The sequence below is a fragment of the Mycobacterium sp. NGS24 genome (assembly GCF_059813065.1).
Genome location: NZ_JCALDW010000001.1, coordinates 533949 through 556282, shown reverse-complemented (window position 1 = coordinate 556282; position 22334 = coordinate 533949). Strand labels below are relative to the sequence as shown.

8 protein-coding genes and 1 pseudogene are annotated in these 22334 nt (G+C 69.1%); 2 read left to right on the top strand and 7 right to left on the bottom strand.

From position 1 onward, the window contains the following. Positions 1-43 precede the first annotated feature (43 nt). The 3 genes from AC5Y6Y_RS02505 to AC5Y6Y_RS02495 all read right to left on the bottom strand — a co-directional run bounded on the left by AC5Y6Y_RS02505 (position 44) and on the right by AC5Y6Y_RS02495 (position 15744). Positions 44-2587 (bottom strand): PEP-utilizing enzyme, encoded by a 2544-nt coding sequence (locus AC5Y6Y_RS02505; RefSeq protein WP_499929236.1) that lies wholly within the window; start codon positions 2585-2587, stop codon positions 44-46. 10 nt (positions 2588-2597) lie between these two features. Continuing rightward, positions 2598-15038, bottom strand: coding sequence for a type I polyketide synthase (locus AC5Y6Y_RS02500; protein ID WP_499929234.1), 12441 nt, complete (start codon positions 15036-15038; stop codon positions 2598-2600). A gap of 355 nt (positions 15039-15393) precedes the next feature. Further along, positions 15394-15744: a hypothetical protein gene (locus tag AC5Y6Y_RS02495; protein WP_499929232.1), complete on the bottom strand. Its 351-nt coding sequence runs from the start codon at positions 15742-15744 to the stop codon at positions 15394-15396. 169 nt (positions 15745-15913) lie between these two features. Between AC5Y6Y_RS02495 and rbpA the strand changes: the two genes are divergently transcribed. Then, entirely contained in the window at positions 15914-16249 is a 336-nt protein-coding gene (rbpA, locus tag AC5Y6Y_RS02490; RefSeq protein ID WP_149655556.1) for an RNA polymerase-binding protein RbpA, read from the top strand. A gap of 4 nt (positions 16250-16253) precedes the next feature. On the opposite strand, the pseudogene lnt reads toward rbpA, so the two are convergent. From lnt to AC5Y6Y_RS02475, 3 genes and pseudogenes are all read right to left on the bottom strand, one after another. Further along, positions 16254-18769 (bottom strand): annotated as a pseudogene (lnt, locus tag AC5Y6Y_RS02485) (apolipoprotein N-acyltransferase). Positions 18770-18953: 184 nt separating this feature from the next. Beyond that, a complete protein-coding gene (locus tag AC5Y6Y_RS02480) occupies positions 18954-20558 on the bottom strand; it encodes an amidohydrolase (protein WP_499929230.1) in 1605 nt (534 codons plus the stop codon). A gap of 9 nt (positions 20559-20567) precedes the next feature. Then, positions 20568-21053: an FxsA family protein gene (locus tag AC5Y6Y_RS02475; RefSeq protein WP_499929228.1), complete on the bottom strand. Its 486-nt coding sequence runs from the start codon at positions 21051-21053 to the stop codon at positions 20568-20570. A gap of 73 nt (positions 21054-21126) precedes the next feature. Here AC5Y6Y_RS02475 and AC5Y6Y_RS02470 point away from each other — a divergent pair, with 73 nt between their 5' ends. Further along, positions 21127-21819 carry a dienelactone hydrolase family protein gene (locus AC5Y6Y_RS02470; RefSeq protein WP_499923143.1) on the top strand — a complete coding sequence of 231 codons (693 nt, stop codon included), beginning with the start codon at positions 21127-21129 and terminating at the stop codon, positions 21817-21819. Between the two features lie 15 nt (positions 21820-21834). On the opposite strand, the gene AC5Y6Y_RS02465 is transcribed toward AC5Y6Y_RS02470, so the two are convergent. Continuing rightward, entirely contained in the window at positions 21835-22224 is a 390-nt protein-coding gene (locus AC5Y6Y_RS02465) for a PPOX class F420-dependent oxidoreductase (RefSeq protein WP_499923142.1), read from the bottom strand. Between the last annotated feature and the right edge of the window lie 110 nt (positions 22225-22334).

Sequence of the window (22334 nt, the reverse complement as noted above, 5' to 3'; positions counted from 1 at the left end):
ACCTCCCCGGATCCCGGCGGACGTGCAGCACAGAGTAGCGCTATCAGAGTTCGAGCAGGTGGATTTCGCCCGTCGTGCCGTCGACCTCGACGAGCGCCCCGGCCGGCAACACCCGGGTGGCGTCCCGCACGTCGACCACACACGGGAACCCGAACTCGCGGGCCACGACGGCTGCGTGCGACATGGGGCCGCCGAGCTCGGTGACCACCGCGGCGGCGTAGCAGAACGCGGCGGTGTAACCGACGTCGGTGACCTCGGCGACCAGGATCTCACCCGGTTGCAGGTCGTCGATGGTCTCCGGACGGACGATGCGCACCCGGCCGCGCACCCGGCCACCACAGACGCCGACGCCGCGCAGCGTGTCCCCGCCGGCCAGCATCGCCGCCGACGAGGTGGTGGGCTGCCAGGTTCCGCTGAACACGGTCGGCGGGACGACGGCCACCAGCCGGCGTTGCTCGGCGCGGCGCCTGGCCACCAAATCACCCACATTCGCGGGCAACGCGTCGAGTTCGTCCACCAACAGGTAGAACACATCGTCCACGGATCCGAACACACCCTCCTCGACCATCCGGCGTCCGTACTCGCGCAGCAGCCCACGAAGAACCCAGATGGCGCGCACCATCCTGTCCCGCCGTACCTCGCGGTCACGCAGCTGGCGGGCTGCCAACACCGCAACGGGCTTGGCGTGCAACGGGATCGACGCATGCTCGGGCGTGGGAGCGGGCGGGACGTCGAGGGCCTTGGTCACCATCCGGACCAGCAACTCGGGATCGTCGGCGTAGCTCGTGGAGAGCATCTCGACCTCGGCCGGGCCACGGTGGCCCATCAGTGCCAGCTCGGCGAACACCGCGGCATGAAACTCCGGCGCCTCGACGGCCAGCTTGCCCAGCCGCGCACCGGGTTCGGCGAGCACCCGAAGCACCGTCGGGTCACGCCGCGCGGCCGCCACCAGCCGCTGCACCGCTTCGACGGATCGGGCGCTGACCAGCTCCGGTCCGGCGGTCGGCGCGGCCTCCCGACCGCACAGCCCCCGCAACAGGACGTTGAACGCGGCGCACAGCATGAACGACCCGGAGGCCAGCAGCCAGCCGTGCACCACGTGGTCGCGGGCCAGCAGGATCAGGCTGCGCAGCCGGCGATCACCGAGCCGGGTCACGTCGTCGCCGACCAGTTGCTCCAGTCGCTGCACGTCGGCGAGGTAGTCATCGGTGTCCAGCTGCGAACCGGCGCTCAGTCCCACCAGGTTGACGCCGAACACGCCGATATTGCGCACGGTGCGCAGCTGCCGGCGCACCGGATTCGTCTCCGACGGCGGACGTTCGTCACCGAAGATCGGCAGCGACGCCATGCTGGGACCGAAGAATCCGCTGTTACTGACGATAGTGGCGGGCTTGGCGAACGGCACTGTTTCGGCCATGAAGTGCGCCGACGTGATGGCCCCGTACAGCCGGTGCGCGAACACCGCGACGGTGCGCATCGCGATTTCCTTCTGCACCACCCCACCGGGCCGCAGCCGTTCGGCGATGCCCACCCCGCCGGCACGCAATCCCCGCACCGTCACCGATGCCGACGACGGCGAGAACGGACCGGGTAGCGCCTCGGACAAATTGGTGGCCAGGAAGGTCGGGAACCGCGGGTCGATCGGGGTGTCGAATTCGCCGTTGTCACCGGCGGGGCCGGCCAGCCGGGGCACCACGCCGTCGTCGGCGGGGGTGTCGACGGCGGGCAGGTCCTGAACGGGGGCCAGCCGCCACGGTAGCGCGAACACCCGCCGGCCCACCGCGACTCGGCCTCGCACCGCCAGCGCGAAATCCTGCAGGCATTCTTCGGCGGTCCAAGCCGGGGTGAATCCCCAGGCGTCATGTAACCGCGAGGTGTCCAGCAGCGCCGCGTCCGGCAGCATGGCCCGACGCCCGAGGGCGGCGAGCCTGGCGCCGACGGGCAGGACCGGACGTCCCAGCGCCGCCGCGAACTGACGCCACGTCAGCGAACCGACTGCGGCCAGATGGATTGCACCGGAGCGCTTTTCGTCGCCCAGTACGGCGAGCGTCAGCAGCCGCAGCACATCATCGGTGTGCACCACCTGCACTCGCCGGTCGGTCGAGGCGACGGGCAGCACCGGGCGCGCGGCGAGCCGGCGCAGTTCATAGTCGACGCCGCGGCCCACCACCAGCGGCAGTCGGATCGCCACCCACGGCGTGCCGGACGCGGCAAGCACCGCCTCGGTCTGCGCCGATCGCCAACCGGCCAGAGTTACCGGATTGACCGCGGCGTCCTCGGTCACCGGTCCGGTCGCATCGCCGTAGACCTGCGCCGAGGAGACGAACACGATGCGCTGGGCTCCGGCCGCGACCACATCGGCGATGCCTTCGGGCGCCAGCTCGAGCAGTACGACGACGTCCGCTCCCGCGGCGGCACGCCGCAGCACCGTGGCGTCGCGGCGCTCAGCGGTAACGAATTCAGCTGCGCCGGGCCAGCTCTCGGGCCGCCGGCGGTCGATACCGATGACCTGGTGACCCTGGTTCAGCAACCCGGTCACCAGGCCGCGGCCCAGCACTCCGCCGGCCCCGGTGACGGCAATCCTCACTGAATCGCCACTATTCGTCGTCGTCCATGAATGCCGCGTTGACCAGGTCGTCGAGGTCCATCTCGGCGATGTCCTTCTGGCCGGATTGAACCGCGCCGTTGCCGGCGCTCGCGGTTTCGTCGGCCAGCGCCAGCAACAGATCCAACACGCCGGCCTGGCGCAGCCGTTTGACGGGGATGGACGCGACGACCCGCTGCAGCTCCTCTTCGCCGGGCGCTGCTGTCGCCCGGTCCTCCTGCCCGTCGGTGCCGAGCAGCTCGCGGTGGAAGTAGCCGGCCAGGGCCGCCGAGTTCGGGTAGTCGAAAATCAGCGTCGGCGAAAGCGGCAGACCGGTGGCAGCTTTGAGTCGGTTGCGCATCTCGACCGCGGTCAGCGAATCGAAGCCCAGTTCCTGGAAGGCCCGGTCCGGGTGGATGGACTCAGGTGTGCCGCTACCGAGCACGGTGGCGATATGTGAGCGCACCAGATCCAGCAGTAAGGCATGCTGCTCATCCTCGGCCAGTCCCTCCAGCCGTTGCAGCAGCGCGGATTTCGACTTCGCGGCGGCCAGCGAGTCGTCGACCTGGCGGCGCGCCGGCGCATTGATCAGGTCGACGAACATCGGCGGCAGCGTTCCCGCATCGAACTTGGCCCGTAGCGCCACCAGGTCGATGTGGGCGGGCAGCAGGAACGGCTCGTCGACAATGACTGCGGTGTCCAACAATTCCAGCGCTTCCTGCGACGACATCGCCACGATCCCGTCCCGGGCGAAGCGGGCCAGATCGGCCTGCCCCAACCCCGCAGCCAAACCGCCGGACTGTTCCCACAGCCCCCAGCCGAGGGAGACGGCGGGCAGGCCCTGCGCGTGCCGGTGGGCAGCGAGCGCGTCCAGGAACGAATTGCCGGCCGCGTAATTGGCCTGCCCGGAGGCGCCCGCCAGGCCGGCGATCGAGGAAAACATCACGAACGCCGACAATTTCAGGTCGCGGGTCAATTCGTGCAGGTTCCAGGCCGCGTCCACCTTGGCCCGCAGCGCCGCGTCCACCCGCTCCGGTGTCAGCGACGTCACCACCGCATCGTCCAATGTTCCCGCCGCATGGATCACCGTCGACAGCGGATGCTGTGCCGGGATGTCGCCGATGACCCGGGTTAGCGCGTCCCGATCGGCGGCGTCGCAGGCCACTACCTGCACGTCGGCGCCGGCGGCGGTCAACTCGGCGGTCAATTCCAGCGCGCCCGGAGCGTCCGGCCCGCGCCGACTCACCAACAGCAGGTGACCTGCGCGGTGGCGGTGCACCAGATGGCGGGCCAGCGCAGCACCCGCCATACCGGTCCCGCCGGTGATCAGGATGGTGCCTTCTGCCAGGGTCGACTGCATGGTCATCACGACCTTGCCGACATGGCGGGCCTGGCTGAGGTAGCGCAACGCCGCGGGTGCGCGTCGCACGTCGAACGTGGTGGCCGGCAACGGCTTCAGCACGCCCGCCCGGAACAGCGCGGCCAGCTGGGCCAGCAGCTGCTGGATGTGGTCGGGTCCGGCTTCGAACAGGTCGAAGGCGCGGTAGCGCACTCCCGGGTGCTGTTCGGCGACGGTGGCGGCATCGCGGATGTCGGTCTTGCCCATCTCCAGGAAGATCCCGCCCGCCGCGACCAATCGCAGGGAGGCGTCGACGAATTCACCGGACAGCGAATCCAGCACGACGTCGAATCCCGCGGCCCTGCCATTCGCGGCAGCGACAGCACTGAACTTGCCCTCGAACTCCAGGCTGCGCGAATCGGCGATGTGATCGTCGTCGAAGCCCAACGCGCGCAGGGTGTCCCACTTGCCCCGGCTGGCGGTGGCGAAGACCTCCACGCCCCAGTGCCGGGCCAGCTGCACCGCGGCCATGCCCACGCCGCCCGCGGCGGCGTGCACCAGCAGCCGCTGGCCGGGTTGCACGTCGGCCAGCACTCTGAGTGCGTAGTACGCGGTCGCGAAGACGACCGGGGCGGTGGCCGCCTCGACATCCGACCAACCTGCCGGTATGCCGATCAACAGCCGCTCGTCGGTGGTGGCCACGGTTCCGGTCCCCTCCGGGAACAGTCCGGCGACCCGGTCACCGACAGCGAAACAGCTTGCATCCGAACCTGTTTCGATCACCGTGCCGGAGGCTTCGACGCCCATCGCCGCATCCGGGTCAGGGTAGAGCCCCAGCGCGATCATCACGTCGCGGAAGTTGGCGGCCATTGCGCTGGTGGCGATCCGCACCTGACGCGGCGGCAACGGGTCGCCGACGTCGGGAAGCGGTTCGGCGCGCAGGTTTTCGAAGGTGCCCGCGGTGCTCATGGCCAACCGCCACGGCCCGTCGGCAGGTGGTGTCAGCAGCGCGCGCACCGCGCGACTGCCGTGCACCCGCGCGATGTGGGTGACGCCGTCACGCAGCAACACCTGCGGCTCTCCGACCGCCAGGACGGCAGCTGCCTCGTCGTCACCGATGGGTACATCGGTGTCCACCAACACGATCCGGCCCGGATTCTCGGTCTGGGCTGAACGCACCAGGCCCCAGACGGCGGCACCGGCCAGATCCTCGACATCCGCGCCGGGCGCCCCCACCGCGCCGCGGGTGACCACGAGCAGCACCCCCGATTCGTGCTCGGCCAGCCACGATTGGACGGCGCGCAGCGCCGCGTGGGTGGCACGGTAGACACCGGCGAGGCCGGCACCAACGGCGGGGGTGGATTCGTAGACCTGGTACGGCGGAATGCTCGTCGCCGCGACCGTCGGCGACGGTGACCAGACCACCTCGAAGAGCCGGTCGCCGCCGGCACCCGTCAGCGCCGCCTTGAGCTGTTGCTCGGTCACCGGGCGGGCCACCATCGAGGCCACCGACAACACCGGCAACCCCAGCGCGTCAGTCAGTTCCAGCGACACCGACGACGGCCCGGTGGGTGTGATGCGGGCCCGCACCGCTGACGCACCGGCGGCGTGCAGGGATACGCCCTGCCAGGCGAACGGCACCAGGACTCCGTCGCTGCGCTCGAGTGCGGCGTCGTCGCCGGCGATCAGCGCGTGCAGCGCCGCGTCCAGCAGCACCGGGTGCACCCCGAAGCCTGCTGGCGACACCCCGGCCGCGTCCGGCAACGTCACCTCCGCGAACAGGTCCTCACCGCGACGCCACATCGCGGTCAGGCCCTGAAAGCCCGGACCATAGCCGTATCCGCATTCGGCGAGCCGCTCGTAGGTTCCTGCGATGTCCACCGGCTGGGCCCCGGCCGGCGGCCACGCCGTCACATCGGTACCGCCCTGCGCGGGTGTTGAACTGACCGTTCCCTCAGCGTGCAGCAGCCATCCCGATCCCTCCGCGCGGGAGAACACCGATACCGCACGCGAGCCGGTGTCGGTGGCGGCATCGACGACGACCTGCACCGCCACCGAACCTGCCTCCGGCACGAGCAGCGGTGCGGCCAAAGTGAGTTCGTCGACCATCGAGCAGCCGACCTGATCGCCGGCGCGGATGACCAGCTCCACGAAACCGGCGCCGGGGAAGATCACCACGCCACCCACGGCGTGGTCTTTCAACCAGCCGTGCGTGGCCGACGACAGCCGACCGGTGAGCACCACTCCGCCCGACGACGGCAGGTCGACCACGGCGCCGAGCAACGCGTGTTCACCGGCGGTCAACCCAAGACCGGCCGCGTCGACGTTGGCGGTCCCGTTGGACAACCAGAATCGGCGCCGCTCGAAGGCGTAGGTCGGCAGTTCGACGAAGTGGGCACGGCCCAGCACGGCCTGCCAGTCCACCTTGGAGCCCACGACGAAAGCCTGTGCCACCGCATTGGTCAGCGTCACCGGCTCGGGCCGGTCCTTGCGCAGCGCACAGACGGTGGTGACGGGGACGTCGGGCAGTGACTCCTCGATGGCGGCCGTCAAACCGCCGGTGGGACCGACTTCGAGGAACCTTGTCGCGCCGGACGATTGGGCGAAGCGGACGCTGTCGGCGAAGCGAACCGATTCGCGGACATGCCGTTTCCAGTAGGCAGCGGAGCCGAAGTCGTCTCCGACGAGTTCTCCGGTCAGGTTCGAGATGACCGCGATCTTGGCCGGCCCGACCGGAAGTCCGGCCGCGACCGCACCGAACTCGTCGATCATCGGGTCCATCAGCGGGGAATGGAAGGCGTGCGACACCGCGAGTTGGTGCACGCGGCGGCCCTCGGCGCGGAAGTGTTCGGTGACCGCGGCCACCCCTGCCGCGGCGCCGGAGACGACCACCGAGGCGGGGCCGTTGACGGCGGCGATGCTGACCTCCGGGCTGAGGCGCGGACGGACTTCGTCCTCCGTGGCCTGGATCGCCACCATGGCACCGCCGGCGTCGAGGCGCTGCATGAACCGGCCGCGTGCGGCGACCAGGACCGCGGCGTTCTCCAGTGCCAGCACCTCGGCGACATGGGCGGCCGAGAGCTCACCGACGGAGTGGCCCATCACGAAATCGGCTCGCACACCCCAGGATTCCAGCAGCCGGAACAGTGCGACCTCGACGGCGAACAACGCCGGTTGCGCGAATTCCGTTGTATTCAGCAGGTTTTCGTCAGTGCCCCACATCACCTCGCGCAGCGGGCGCAGCAGGTGGCGATCCAGCTCGGTGACGACGGTGTCGAACGCCGCGGCGAACACCGGGTAGGTGGCGTGCAATTCCCGGCCCATGCCCAGGATCTGGGCGCCTTGGCCGGGGAAGACGAAGACGGTCTTGCCGCCGGGTTGGGCCACACCCTGGATGGCAGTGCCGGCCTGGTCACCGTGCGCTACCTCGGCGAGCCCGTTCAGCAGCGTTGCGCGGTCGGCGCCGACCACCACCGCCCGGTGCTCGAAGGACGACCGTCCCGCCAGGCTCCAGCCGATGTCAGCGACATCCAGCTCGGCGTGGGCGGTGACGTAATCGGCCACGCGAGCGGCCTGCGCCTGCAGCGCTAGGGCCGACTTCGCCGACACCACCCATGGCACCACCGCCGGTTTGGGCCCGTCCGCGTCGACCACTTCCACAGCCGGCGCGGACTCGATGATCACGTGCGCGTTGGTGCCACTGATCCCGAACGAGGACACACCTGCACGCCGCACCCGGCCCGATGCCGGTTCGGCCGGCCACGGCCGCGCCTGGGTCACCAGTTCGACCGAACCCGCCGTCCAGTCCACGTGCGGGCTCGGCTCATCGACATGCAACGTCGCGGGCACCACCTCATGACGCAACGCCTGCACCATCTTGATCACACCGGCCACCCCGGCAGCAGCCTGCGTATGACCCATATTCGACTTGACCGAACCCAGCCACAGCGGTCGACCCGCCCGACCCTGACCGTAAGTCGCCAGCAACGCCTGCGCCTCGATCGGATCACCCAACGTGGTACCGGTACCGTGACCCTCCACCACATCCACATCAGCAGTCGACAACCCCGCATTGGCCAACGCCGCACGCACCACCCGCTGCTGCGACGGACCATTCGGCGCCGTCAACCCATTCGACGCACCATCCTGATTGACCGCCGAACCCCGCACCACCGCCAACACCGGATGCCCCAACCGCCTCGCATCCGAAAGCCGCTCCACCACCAGCATGCCGCCGCCCTCGGAGAAACCCGTGCCATCGGCGGCCCCGGCGAACGCCTTGCACCGGCCGTCGGCGGACAACCCGCGCATCCGGCTGAACTCGACGAAGATGTCCGGTGTGGCGTTCACCGTGACCCCGCCGGCCAGGGCCAGATCGCACTCCCCCGACCGCAACGACTGCACCGCCATGTGCAACGCCACCAACGACGACGAACACGCCGTATCCACCGACACCGCCGGACCTTCCAGACCCAGCACATACGACACCCGCCCCGAGGCGACACTGGAAGACTGGCCGGTCAGCCGGAAACCCTCGGCGGACTGCGTCGCGCCGATCCCGTAGCCCTGGGTGTATACCCCGGCGAACACGCCCGTAGCGCTGCCCCGCAATTTCGCCGGATCAATCCCGGTGCGCTCCAACGCTTCCCACGACAGCTCCAGGAACAGCCGCTGTTGGGGGTCCATCGCCAGCGCCTCGCTGGGCCCGATGCCGAAGAAAACCGGATCGAAGTCGGCGACACCGTCCACGAAACCACCGGTGCGGGTGTAACAGGTGCCCGCGACGTCGGGGTCCGGGTTGTACAGACCGGCCAGATCCCAGCCGCGGTCGGTCGGGAAGTCGGTGAGCACGTCGCGGCCCTGGATCAGCATGTCCCACAGCTCTTCTGGCGAAGCCACTCCACCCGGGTAGCGGCAGGACATGCCCACGATCGCGATCTGATCCTCCCCCGTCGCGCGCACCGCGGGCACGTGCTTGACTTCCTGGGGCATACCGGCGAGTTCGGTGCGGATATAGGTGGCCAAGCCGTTGGGCGTGGGGTAGTCGAAGATCAGGGTGGGCGACAGCGAGAGCCCGGTGGCGGTTTTCAGCCGGTTGCGCATTTCCACCGCGGTCAGTGAGTCGAAACCCAACTCCTGGAACGCCTTGTCGGGGTCGACGGCCTCGGCGGTCACATTTCCCAGCACGGTGGCGATGTGCGATCGCACCAGGTCCAGCAGCAGGGCATGCTGTTCAGACTCGGGCAGGCTTTGCAACCGCTGCGCGAGTGCGGATTTCGACCTGGCGGCGGCCAGTGAGTCGTCGACCTGACGGCGGGACGATGCATGCACCAGATCGCGGAACATGGGTGGGACCGCGGTCGCGTGTGCCCGCAGTGCGGACAGATCCAACCGGGCGGGCGCCAGGAATGGCTCGTCGACGATCAGCGCGGTGTCGAACAGCTCCAGCGCCTCCTCGGAGGACAGCGCCAGCACGCCTTCGCGGCCCAGGCGCGCCCGGTCGGCAGCGTCCAGCCCGCCGGTCATGGCGCTGGCCTGCTCCCACAACCCCCACCCCAGCGACATAGCGGGCAGTCCGTGCGCGCGGCGGTGGGCGGCCAACGCGTCCAGGAAGCAGTTGGCCGCCGAATAGTTGGCCTGCCCCGACGAGCCCACCAGGCCCGCCATCGACGAAAACATCACGAACGCCCCCACATTGAGGTCGCGCGTCAGCTCGTGCAGGTTCCAGGCAGCGTCGATCTTGGCACGCAGCACCGGATCGATCCGCTCGGGTGTCAGGGAGGTGACGACGGCGTCGTCGAGCACGCCGGTCGCGTGGATCACCGCGGACAGCGGCCGTTGCACCGGAATGTCGGCGATCACCTTGGCCAGCGCCGGCCGGTCGGCAGCATCGCAGGCCACCACCTGCACCTGGGCACCCGCAGCCTCCAGCTCGGCTGTGAGTTCCGCGGCGCCCGGTGCATCCGGGCCGCGCCGGCTGAGCAGCACCAGATGGCGCACCCCGTGCCGGGTCACGACGTGGCGCGCCAGGGCCGAACCGGCCATCCCGGTGCCGCCGGTGATCAGCACGGTGCCCTGCGCCCACACATCGGGCAGCATCATGACGACCTTGCCGATGTGGCGCGCCTGGCTCAGATAACGCAGTGCCGCCGGGGCACGGCGCACGTCGAACGTCGTCACCGGCAGTGGCCGCAGCACGCCGGCGTCGAAGAGTTCGGCGAGTTCGAGCATGTACTGGTGCATACGAGGACGGCCGGGCTCGAATAGGTCGAAGGCCCGGTAGCGCACACCCGGATACTGCTGTGCGATCGCACCCGGGTCGCGGATGTCGGTCTTGCCCATCTCCAGGAAGATGCCGCCGGGGGCCACCAAGCGCAGGGACGCGTCGACGAATTCGCCGGCCAGCGAGTCCAGCACGATGTCGAATCCGGCCGCACCGGTGATGCTGCGGAACTTCTCCTCGAACTCCAGGCTGCGCGAATCGCCAATGTGATCATCGTCAAAACCCATGGCCCGCAGCGTGTCCCACTTGCCCTTGCTGGCGGTGCCGAACACCTCCAGGCCCAGGTGCCGAGCCAGCTGGGTGGCAGCCATGCCCACCCCACCGGCGGCGGCATGGATCAAGACCCGCTGCCCGGGCTTGGCAGCGGCGAGGTCCACGAACGCGAACCACGCGGTGGTGAAGACGGCGGAGATGGCAGCCGCTTCGGCGTACGTCCAATCCGAGGGCATCGGCAGCAGGAGTCGGACGTCGCCGGGAACCAGGGTGCCACTGGTGTCGGGGAAGAATCCGTACACCGAGTCGCCGACCGCGAAATCGGTGACGCCGGGCCCGATTTCGACGACGACGCCCGCGCCCTCGCCACCGAGCAGCGCTTCATGGGTGAACATGCCCAACGTGATCATGATGTCGCGGAAGTTGGCCGCGATGGCGCGCAGGGCGACCCGGACGTGACCGGGCTGCAACGGCGCGTCGGCGTTCGGCACCGGTTCCAGACGCAGGTTCTCGAAGGTGCCGGCACTGCTGAGTCCCAGCCGCCACGGGCCGTCGTTGGGCGGTTCCAAGATGCCGTCGACGGCACGACTGGCGCGCACCCGCGGCGTGTAGGCCTGCGCCTCGCGCAGCACCACCTGGGGCTCACCGACCGTCAATGCCGTGGCTATCGTCGAATCGTCAAGCGGCGCATCGGAATCAACCAAAACCAGCCGCCCGGGGTTCTCCGTCTGCGCAGAGCGCACCAGACCCCACACCGCCGCGCCCGCCAGGTCGGTGATGTCTTCTCCCGGCAACGCCACAGCGCGTCGGGTCGCGACCACCAGCGTTCCGGATTCTTGGTCGGTCAGCCAAGCCTGGACCGCAGCCAACGCGCGATGGGTGCGTTCGTAGCTTGCAGTCACCGGGTCGTCTTCTGCGCCAACGGATTCGGCAACGGATTCAAAGATCTCGAAGGTCGGCACCTCGGCACCCACAGAGGCGGCCGGCGCCCAGACCATTTCGAACAGCCGGTCCGGTCCGGCCCCGGCGACCGCCGCCCGCAGCCGCTGCTCGGTGATCGGACGGGCCGCCATGGCCGCGACCGACAACACCGGTAGACCCAACCCGTCAGCCAGCTCGACCGACACCGCCGATGGCCCGACCGGCGCGATCCGGGCCCGCACCGCAGAAGCCCCCGCGGCGTGCAACGACACGCCCTGCCAGGAGAACGGCAGCAGGACCTCGGCGGCCGGGTTGGCCAGCACCGCCGCGTGCAGGGCGGCGTCCAGCAATGCCGGATGCACCCCGAAACCCGTTGAACCACCCGCCGTTTCCGGCAGACTCACCTCGGCGAACAACTCCTCGCCCCGGGCCCACAACGCGGTCAACCCGCGAAACGCCGGACCGTAGCCGTAACCGTGCTCGGCCAGCCGCTCGTAGCCGTCCGCGACGTCGATCGGGACGGCACCGGCCGGCGGCCACACCGACAGATCGGCCCCCGGCTCGGCGTCGCCGGCGCTCAGCGTTCCCTCGGCGTGGCACACCCAGGCACCGTCGACGTCGCCGTGGGAGTAGATCGAGACGCTGCGCCGCCCGCCTTCTTCGGCGGCGGCACCCACAACCACCTGCACCGCAATGGGATTGGCGGCGGGGATCACCAACGGCGATCGCAGGGTCAGCTCGTCGACCACCGAACAGCCGACTTCGTCGCCGGCGCGGATCGCCAACTCCACAAATCCGGTCCCGGGAAACACCACCATCCCGGACACGGCGTGATCGGCGAGCCAACTCTGGGAGGTCAGCGACAGGCGACCTGTCAGGACCACCCCACCCGAGGCCGGCAACTCGACCACCGCGCGCATCAGCGGGTGTTCGCTGGCGACCAGTCCCAAACCGGAAGCGTCGGCGTCAAAGGCCTCGCTGGACAGCCAGAACCGCCGCCTGTCAAAGGCATACGTCGGCAACTCCACGAAACCGGCACCGTCCAGCGCGCCGCGCCAGTCCACCGCCACCCCCGCGACATAGGCGGACGCCGCCGAGCACAGGAACCGCCGCAACCCACCGTCTTCGCGCCCCAAGGTGGGCACCACGGTCGGCTCCGCGTCGCCGGCCAGACAGTCGTCGAGGGTGCCTTCGATGCCGGCGATCAGCGCCGGGTGCGGGCTGGACTCGATGAACACCCGGAACCCGTGTTCGGATGCGCTGCGTACCGCTTGGTCCAGCTGGACGGGTTGGCGAATGTTGCGGTACCAGTAGTCGGCATCCAACTCGGCTGTGTCCAACCGGTTTCCGGTGACGGTGGAGAAGAACGTGGTGCGCGACGAGGCAGGCTCGATCCCGGCCAGCGCGGTGGTGAGTTCCTCGCGGATCGCCTCGACCTCGGCCGAATGCGACGCGTAGTCGACGTCGATGCGTCGCACCCGCAGCTCGCGATCCGTGCAGAGCGCAATCAGGTCCTCGAGCGCGGCGGCGTCCCCGGAAACCACCACGGCCGCCGGCCCGTTGACCGCCGCGACGTCGACTCGATCACCGAACGGCGCCAACAACTCCCGCACCTGATCCAGGTCGCACGCGATGGACACCATGCCGCTGGGACCGGTCAGACCGGTGAGCAGCTTGCTGCGCAGCGTGACCACCCGGGCGGCGTCCCGTAATGACAATGCGCCCGCAACGCAGGCCGCGGCGATCTCGCCCTGCGAGTGACCGATCACGGCGTCGGGTCGGACGCCGAGCGATTTCCACAGCTCGGCCAATGACACCATCACCGCGAACAGCACCGGCTGCACGACGTCGACCCGGTCCAGTCCGGGCGCACCGGGTGCGCCCCGCAGGACGTCGATCAACGACCAGTCCACGAATTCGGCGAAAACCTCGGCGCACGCTTCGATCTGGCGGGCGAAAGCCGGTGCCGTATCGAGTAAGTCGACACCCATCCCCACCCACTGGGAGCCTTGGCCGGGGAAGACGAAAACGGTCTTGCCGGCGGGTCGGGCCACACCGTGGGTGACAGTGCCGGCCAGGTCCCCCTGCGCCACTTCCGCCAGCCCGCTCAGCAGCCCAGCGCGGTCATCGGCGACCACCACCGCCCGGTGCTCGAAGGACGTCCGTCCCGCCAGCGTCCAGCCGATGTCGGCGACATCCAGTTCGGAGTGGGCGGTTGCGTGCTCGGCCAGCCGGGCGGCCTGCGCCCGCAGGGCCGCCGCCGATTTGGCCGACAGTGCCCACGGCACCGCGGATCGCACCGGACCGGGCTCCCGGGGTGGGGCCGGCGGTACCGATTCGACGATGACGTGCGCGTTGGTGCCACTGATCCCGAACGACGAGACCGCCGCACGGCGGGCCTGCTCACGCTCGGGCCACGGCTGCGGCTCGCTGAGCAGCGCGACCGATCCCGCCGTCCAGTCCACGTGCGGGCTCGGCTCATCGACATGCAACGTCGCCGGCAGCACCTCATGACGCAACGCCTGCACCATCTTGATCACACCGGCCACCCCGGCAGCAGCCTGCGTATGACCCATATTCGACTTGACCGAGCCCAGCCACAGCGGCTGACCGGACCGACCCTGACCGTAAGTCGCCAGCAACGCCTGCGCCTCGATCGGATCACCCAACGTGGTACCGGTGCCGTGACCCTCCACCACATCCACATCAGCAGCCGACAACCCCGCATTGGCCAACGCCGCACGCACCACCCGCTGCTGCGACGGACCATTCGGCGCCGTCAAACCATTCGACGCACCATCCTGATTGACCGCCGAACCCCGCACCACCGCCAACACCGGATGCCCCAACCGCCGCGCATCCGAAAGCCGCTCCACCACGAGCATGGCGCCGCCCTCGGACCATCCGACCCCGTCAGCCGCGCCCGCGTAGGCCTTGCAGCGTCCGTCCGGAGCCAGGCCGCGGTGTCGGCTGAACTCCACGAACACGGTCGGGGTGGCGTTGACGGTCGCGCCGCCGGCCAGGGCCAGATCGCACTCCCCCGACCGCAACGACTGCACCGCCATGTGCAACGCCACCAACGACGACGAACACGCCGTATCCACCGACACCGCCGGACCTTCCAGACCCAGCACATACGACACCCGCCCCGAGGCGACACTGGATGTCATGCCGGTCAGTCGGTAGCCCTCGATCTCCTCGGCAAACATGCCGTAACCCTGTGCGATGATCCCGGCAAACACTCCGGTCGCGGTTCCGCGTAGTCCGCTCGGATCCATGCCGGCTCGTTCGAGAGCCTCCCAGGACAGCTCTAGCAGCATCCGGTGCTGGGGATCCATCGCGAGCGCCTCGCTGGGTGCGATTCCGAAGAAGGCGGGATCGAAGTCGGCGACGCCTTCGACGAAGCCGCCGGTGTTCGCGTAGGTCTTGTGGGCCGCGTCGGGGTCAGGGTCGAACAGCGCGCCGACGTCCCACCCGCGGTCGGTGGGGAATTCGGAGATCACGTCGCGGCCATCGGCCACCATCTGCCACAGCTTCTCCGGGGAATCCACGCCGCCGGGGAATCGGCAGGACATTCCGATGATGGCGATCGGCTCGCTCGACCGCTCCAGCAGCGTGCGGTTGGTGCGCTTCAGGCGTTCAACCTGCACCAGCGCCTTTCGCAACGCTTCGGTTGCATGCTGGAGTTGATCAACCATTACCTGAACCCCTCGCCTAATTTGGTCGTCGTTGACCGTCGGTTGCGGCTGCTGCCGAGTCATCGAGGTGGCTGCACGAAGCGGCGACTTCGGGCTGACCTCCGACCAAGAATGTCGCTGGTGAGTATCGCCAACTCCAGCAGTATCTCAAAAACGTCGGGCACTCCCGACTTCACCGATAAGCACTCGGGCGCCCGTGCCGCACATCGACCGACAGGCTTGCACTCCCTTGTGCACCCGGCCCGCGGCCCATGGCGCGAACTGTACCGCCAATAGTTGTGCGGGCGTCGTTGTCAGGGCACCGCCGTCCCGCGGCCCCGCTCAGCACCACCGCAAGACCGTCGGTGAAGCGAAGCTAGACGCCGACGCGCCGCCATCCGTCGGCCGCTCTGGCAGCCTGCAACAGCTGGTCGCAGAGTACGCGCAACTCAGCGCCGGCGGCGCCTTCATCCAGGGCAGTCGCGACGTCCTCGGCCGCGCACCGCACCTGATAGACGCGATCCGAAAGGTCCATGGCCTCCTCGGCCGACAACACCACCGCATCGGCAGGAAGAGCCGCGGCGTCGCCACGAGTGATCATGGTCCGCTGCTCGTAGGCGCGCTGCCGGCACGACTGCCGGCAGTACTGGCGACGGCGTCCCATTCCGACCTCTGTCACGTCACGACCACACCACCGACAGGGCTGGGGTCGGGTGCGGCGACTCACGCCTGCCGACTTTAGTCCGGTCCGCCCGTCGATCCCGGTATCATGGGATGCCGAGTCGCGCGATATGCCGCGGCTGACAGCCGGGAACTTCGTGAACGGTCTTAACGTTTGCTTAGAGAGAATCTCATTACGGGAGCGTCACAAGCGCACCGGACCCAAAGGAGCAGCAATGGCTGATCGTGTCCTGCGAGGCAGTCGCCTCGGCGCCGTGAGCTACGAGACGGACCGCAACCATGACCTCGCCCCCCGACAGATTGCGCGGTACCGCACCGACAACGGCGAAGAGTTCGAAGTGCCGTTCGCCGACGATGCCGAGATCCCCGGCACCTGGCTGTGCCGCAACGGCATGGAGGGCACCCTCATCGAGGGCGACCTGCCGGAGCCGAAGAAGGTCAAGCCGCCTCGTACGCACTGGGACATGCTCTTGGAGCGGCGTTCGGTCGAAGAGCTCGAAGAACTGCTCAAAGAACGCCTCGAGCTGATCCGCTCGCGCCGGCGCGGCTGACCCGTCAGGCGCGGCTGCGGGCGCGGCTGGTCTTGCGGCCCTCTCGGCGACCCTGCACGCCCCACCGCGTGACCTTGAACAGCGCCTCGCGAATGTTGGATCCGCTCATTTTCGACACGCCGATCTCGCGTTCGGTGAACGTGATCGGCACCTCGGCCACATCGAAACCCGCGTTGACGGTGCGCCAGGTCATCTCGATCTGAAAGCAATAGCCCTTGGAGTCGACGGTGTCCAGATCGATCGTCTCGAGAACCTCGCGACGATAGGCGCGGTACCCGGCGGTGATGTCGTGCACACCGACGCCCAGGGCCAGCCGCGAATAGGTATTCGCCGTCTTGGACAGCGCCAGACGGCGCCACGGCCAGTTCCGCACAGTGCCGCCATGCACGTAGCGCGAACCGATCGCGAGGTCCGCGCCGGCGTCGACCGCCTCCAGCAGGCGGTGCAATTGCTCGGGCGCGTGACTGCCGTCGGCGTCCATCTCGACCAGGACCGCGTAGTCCCGGCTCAGTCCCCAGCCGAAGCCTTCCAGGTATGCGGCGCCCAAGCCGTTCTTGGCGGTGCGATGCAGGACGTGGGTGCGGCCGGCGTCTGCGGCGGACAGCTCGTCGGCAAGCCGGCCGGTGCCGTCCGGACTGTTGTCGTCGACGACCAGGATGTGTACGTCAGGGCACGCGTCCTTGACCCGCCGATGGATCAGCGGCAGGTTCTCCAGTTCGTTGTAGGTGGGGATGATCACCAGGACACGCTGGCTGGGACTGTCGCCCGGTACCGCAGGGACAGGTTGGCCGGTGGTCATGTAGCTCCTTCATTTCGCCCGATAGGGGTGCGCCCGCTGTCTTCATCGTCGGAGGACGCGGCGTCGTTCGCAATCTCAACGTGTGCCGAAGGTGATTCGTTCTCAGCTTCCGAGTCGTCCCGTTCAGCCGAGGGCGTAGCGGGATCCACAACGTCATCGACTGATCCGGAGCGCCGACGCGTCGGCCGCGGAAACGAACCCGGGAGACGGCTCGCGAACCGACCATTCTGCCGTATCGCGGCGAGAATGAGCACTACGGCCGCTCCGACCAGCGTCCACTGCACGATCGGTGCCCAGCGGGTCGCCGGGGTCAGCCTCGTCTTGAGACGTACCGCAGTATCCAGGTAGGCGGGCACGAAGAAGTCGGTGCGCAGCAACTCCCCGCCGTCGGGTGCGATCACCGCGCTGATTCCGGTGGTGCCCGCGACCAGCACGTAGCGGTCGTGTTCGACGGCGCGGACCTTGGCGAAGGCCAGCTGTTGTTCACTCATGGTCTTGGTGAAGGTGGCGTTGTTGCTGGGCACCGTCAGCAGCTGTGCACCGTTGCGCACGGCGTTGCGCGGTGCCCGATCGAAGACCACCTCCCAGCAGGTGGCGACGCCGACCGGAACTCCGGCCAGGCGGACCACGCCGGTGCCGGAGACCGGGACGAAATGCCCGGCTTGGTCGGCATATCCGGACAGGTGCCGGAACAGCCACGCCATCGGCAGGTACTCGCCGAACGGCTGCACGATCGCCTTGTCGTGGCGCTCGGCCGGTCCGGTGCCTGGATTCCACACGATCATCGTGTTGGTGTAGGCCGGGGTATCCCGCATCCGGCCGGGCACCTCCATCACCGTGCCGATCAGGATCGGCGCCCCGATAGCGTCGGCGGCCCGGGAGATACCTTGGGCGGCATCCGGGTTGACCAGCGGGTCGATGTCTGAGGAGTCTTCGGGCCAGATGACGAACTGAGGTTGCGGCGCGGTTCCCAGACGCACGTCCTCGGCCAGTTGCAGCGTTTCGCTGACGTGGTTGTCCAGCACCGCCCGGCGTTGCGCGTTGAAACCCAGACCCAGCCGGGGCACGTTGCCCTGCACGACGGCGACCGTGACGCTGGGCTCCCCGCCCGACCCGACGCCCGCTTTGCGCACCTGCGGCCAGACGAGGATGGCGGCCAACAACACCACGCAGATGGCGACGCCGGGCAACAGCACTGCCGGCGGCGTGGTCCCGTCAGTGGCCCGCACCCCGGCTCGCAACCAGCGCACGATCTCGAGCACCATCGCGGTCAGGCTGGCACCTAAGAGCACCACCGAGGTCGACAACAACGCGACGCCGCCCCACTGGACCAGCGGCAACAGCGGACCGCCGGTCTGACCGAACGCCACCGCGCCCCACGGAAACCCGCCGAACGGAAAGCTGCATTTCAGCCACTCCACCGCGCCCCACACCACCGCGAACCACACCGGCCAACCCGGGAGCCGTCGCACCACGACCGCGCACAGTCCGAACAGGCCGGGATACAGCGCGCATACCGCCGCCAGCACCAACCAGGGCATCGGCCCGACAAGCGTGCTGATCCAGGGCAGCAACGGCACGTAGAACGCCAGCCCGAACAGGAAGCCGTAGCCGAAACCGCCGGCGGGAGTGGTACCGGGCCGGGTCAGCACCCACACCAGCAGCGCGACGGCGGCGACCGCGGCCCACCACCAGCCCAGCGGCGGGAAACTGGCGTACATCAGGCTGCCGGCAATCAATGCAGCGACCAACCGGGCCAACCGGGGCCGCAGTGCGCTGCGCAGCCGGGACAGCACCGGGGTCCGACCCGGCGCGGAATCAGCTGGCAAACTATCGGCAGCGTCTGCCGGCAAATCAGCGGACGTGTGCTCTGGGGCCGCCGCCGGGGCCTCGTCGGGTGGCTGCTCAGCCATAGATAACCGCACCTCGATGCACGGTTTGGCGACACCGCGGCAGCGCGTCCGTCACATCGAGCCGCGGCAGCGCCGGGACCCGCGAGCGGGGGTCGGTGGACCAGCGCTGGACGCTGTCGCGGGGTGCGCTGACGTCCAGAATCCCGGCCTCCCACACCGCGTACGACGCCGGCGCACCCGGCACCAGGGTGCCGCTCACCCCGTCGCGCACACCAGCCGCCCGCCAGCCGCCGCGGGTCGCGGCAGCGAATGCCGCGCGCGCCGACAACCCGCTGCCCGGTGTCCGGTGATGCATCGCGGCGCGCACGCCGGCCCACGGCTCGAAGGCGGTGACAGGCGCGTCAGAACCGAGGGCGAGGGGCACGCCTTGGGATGCTAACAGCGCCAGCGGGTTGAGCCGGCCACCTCGATTCGCACCGAGTCGCCGCGCGTACATGCCGTCGCTACCGCCCCACAGCGCGTCGAAATTGGGCTGGACGCTGGCTATGACTCCCCACGATCCGAGCTTGCCGGCCTGCTCGGCGGTGACCATTTCAAGGTGCTCGAGCCGGTGCCCGCAGCGGGCGACGGCAGCCACTCCCATGTCGTCGACGACCCGTTCCAGGGCGTCGACCACCGCCGACACCGCGGCATCGCCGATCACGTGGAACCCGGCGGTGATCTCGGCCTCGCTGCAGGCCCGCAGATGCGCTTCCAGGGCGGCGGGCTCGAGGTGGCGGGTGCCGGTGCAACCGGGCGCATCAGCGTATGGCTCGTGCAGCCACGCGGTGCGCGACCCCAGCGCACCGTCGACGAACAGATCTCCGGCCAGGCCGCGAGCCCCGGTCTCGGCCAGCAGCACGCGGGCCTGCTGTGCGCTGGTCACTGCCTGGCCCCAGTAGCCGACCACCTCGACACCCGGGCGCAGCGCCGCCAGCTGCAACCAGTCGTCGAGCCCGCCGATCTGTGGACCGGCGCATTCGTGCACCGCGACGATGCCCGCCGCGGCCAGTGCCGCCAACGCGGCCTCACGCGCTTCGGCCAGTTGACCGTCGGTGAGCAGGTCACGGGCCGTGGCTCGGGCCAGGTGATGCGCATCGCCGGTCAGGGGCTGCTGGGCGGAGAAACCGGGGGCCGCGGCCAGGTCCGGCAGCAGCCGTCGCAGACCAGCGGACGCCAGCGCCGAGTGCACGTCGACCCGGGCCAGGTAGGCAGGTCGATCACCAAGCACCGCATCCAGGTCGGCGGTGCTGGGCGGGGTGTTCTCCGGCCACGCCGACTCATCCCACCCGTGTCCCCACACCGGGCGCCCGGGGTGGGCGGCCGCGTAGTCGGCCACCAGCTGTAGACATTGCGCCTTCGATCCGGCCGCGCGCAGGTCCAGCCCGCTCAGGGACAGCCCGGTCGCGCTGAGATGGATGTGGCTGTCGACGAATCCGGGAGCCACGAACGCGCCGTCAAGATCCTGCACCTCGGCGTCCGGGAATTGGTTGCGACCGACGTCGTCGCTGCCCAGCCAGGCGATGACGCCGTCGCGCACCGCCAGGGCGGTGGCATCCGGATGGGTCGGGCTGTGCACCCGGCCATTGAGCAGCAACCGGGTCGGGATCTGCCTCACACGGCAAAGCTACGGGTGCCGGGCGGTCCGCCGGTAGGCGACAGGCAGAGCGGGCGGCGCGGCGTCGATGACGTCGATCACCTCGCCGTCGATGTAATCGCGACTCCGGGTAACAGTGGTGATCAGCGGAATCCGCCGGTCGAACAGCCGCCCGGCGATTGACGCCAGCGCGGGGCGGGCGGCCGCCCGGATGGGCGGGGTGAGCAGCAGCAGGCCCAGCGCGGTGCTGGCCAGGCCGGGAACGACGACCAGGGCGGTGGCCAGAGTGGTCAGCGCGCCATCGGTCAGCGCGCGACGCGGCTCTTGGGTCCCGGTCCGCAGATGCCTGAACTGGCGGCTGAGCTGCACCCCACCCATCGGCGCCCACAGCACCAAACCCAGGACGAACGTGGCTGTCAACGCCACCGCTGTCCAACCGACACCGATTGCTGCCGCCAGCCCGACAGTCACCACGAGCTCGACGACGGCATATCCGAGAAGCAGCCGTCCAATCACGTGAAGCTCAACGTCTGCGGGTGTGGTGTGAGTTCCGCGCACGGTCGCGCCGGGGCTGCAGTTAGATGACGTTATGACGACGATTGAACTCGACACCCCGGCCGGACCGATCGATGCACTACTGAATGTCCCCGCCGGTGACGGGCCGTGGCCGGGTGTGGTCGTGGTGCACGACGCGATCGGTTACGCACCCGACAACGAGGCGGTGTCGCAGCGAATCGCCCGCGCGGGCTATCTGGCGATCACACCCAACCTGTACGCGCGCGGTGGCCGCGCGCGCTGCATCACCAGAGTGATGCGCGAAGTGCTGACCAAGCGGGGCCGTTCCATCGACGACGTGCTTGCCGCCCGCGAACATCTGCTGGCCATGCCCGAGTGCTCCGGACAGGTCGGCATCGCCGGTTTCTGCATGGGTGGGCAGTTCGCACTTGTGCTGTCGCCCAGAGGTTTTGGTGCTTCGGCACCGTTCTACGGCACCCCGTTGCCACGCAACCTCAGCGAGACCCTGGACGGTGCCTGCCCCATCGTGGCCAGCTTCGGCAGCCGGGACCCGCTGGGCATCGGCGCACCTAAGCGGCTGCGCAAGGTGACCGATGCCAAACAGATCACCGCCGACATCAAGTCCTACCCCGGTGCCGGGCACAGCTTCGCCAACCAGCTACCCGGGCAACCGCTGCTGCGCATCACCGGATTCGGGTACGACGAAGCGGTGGCCGAAGACGCCTGGGAGCGGGTCTTCGCGTTCTTCGGTGAACACCTGAGCTGATGGCGCGGGCGCGGCTCAGCTGTCTGCGGCGACCCTGAGTTCGAGGCCAATGTTGTTCGCCATGCCACCGCGCAGCTTGCTGAACACGTTGAAGACCTTGCCGACGATGCCGTACCGCTTGCCGATCGCGTCGTAGACGGCCCCGGTCTGCGATTTGTCGAGCAGCGCTGCCGTGCCCTCGACCGCGTCGCTCTTCGGATTGCCGCGCATGTCGCAGATGGCCAGCGTGACCCGCGGCGTGTTGCGAATCCGCTTGACCTTCCACGACTTTTCCTGGGTGATGACCAGCAACCGGTCGCCCTGGGCCGCCGCCCAGATCGGAGTGGGCTTGGGTCGGCCGTCCTTGGTGAACGTGGTGAGCAGGAGGTATTGCGCTTTGGCCAGGTCGGCGAACGAGGGCGTCACGGTGCCAACCTACTCGCCGAGCAGACGCAGACTCGCACGCGCAGGCCCGTTGTGGTGCGAGTTTGCGTCTGCTCGCAGAGCGGAGTTAAATGAAAACACTATTTTCATTT

Excerpts from the sequence above, each read along its gene's own strand:
- AC5Y6Y_RS02500 (WP_499929234.1), bottom strand. The coding sequence starts at position 15,038 with ATGGTTGATCAACTCCAGCATGCAACCGAAGCGTTGCGAAAGGCGCTG.
- rbpA (WP_149655556.1), top strand. The coding sequence starts at position 15,914 with ATGGCTGATCGTGTCCTGCGAGGCAGTCGCCTCGGCGCCGTGAGCTAC.
- AC5Y6Y_RS02470 (WP_499923143.1), top strand. The coding sequence starts at position 21,127 with ATGACGACGATTGAACTCGACACCCCGGCCGGACCGATCGATGCACTA.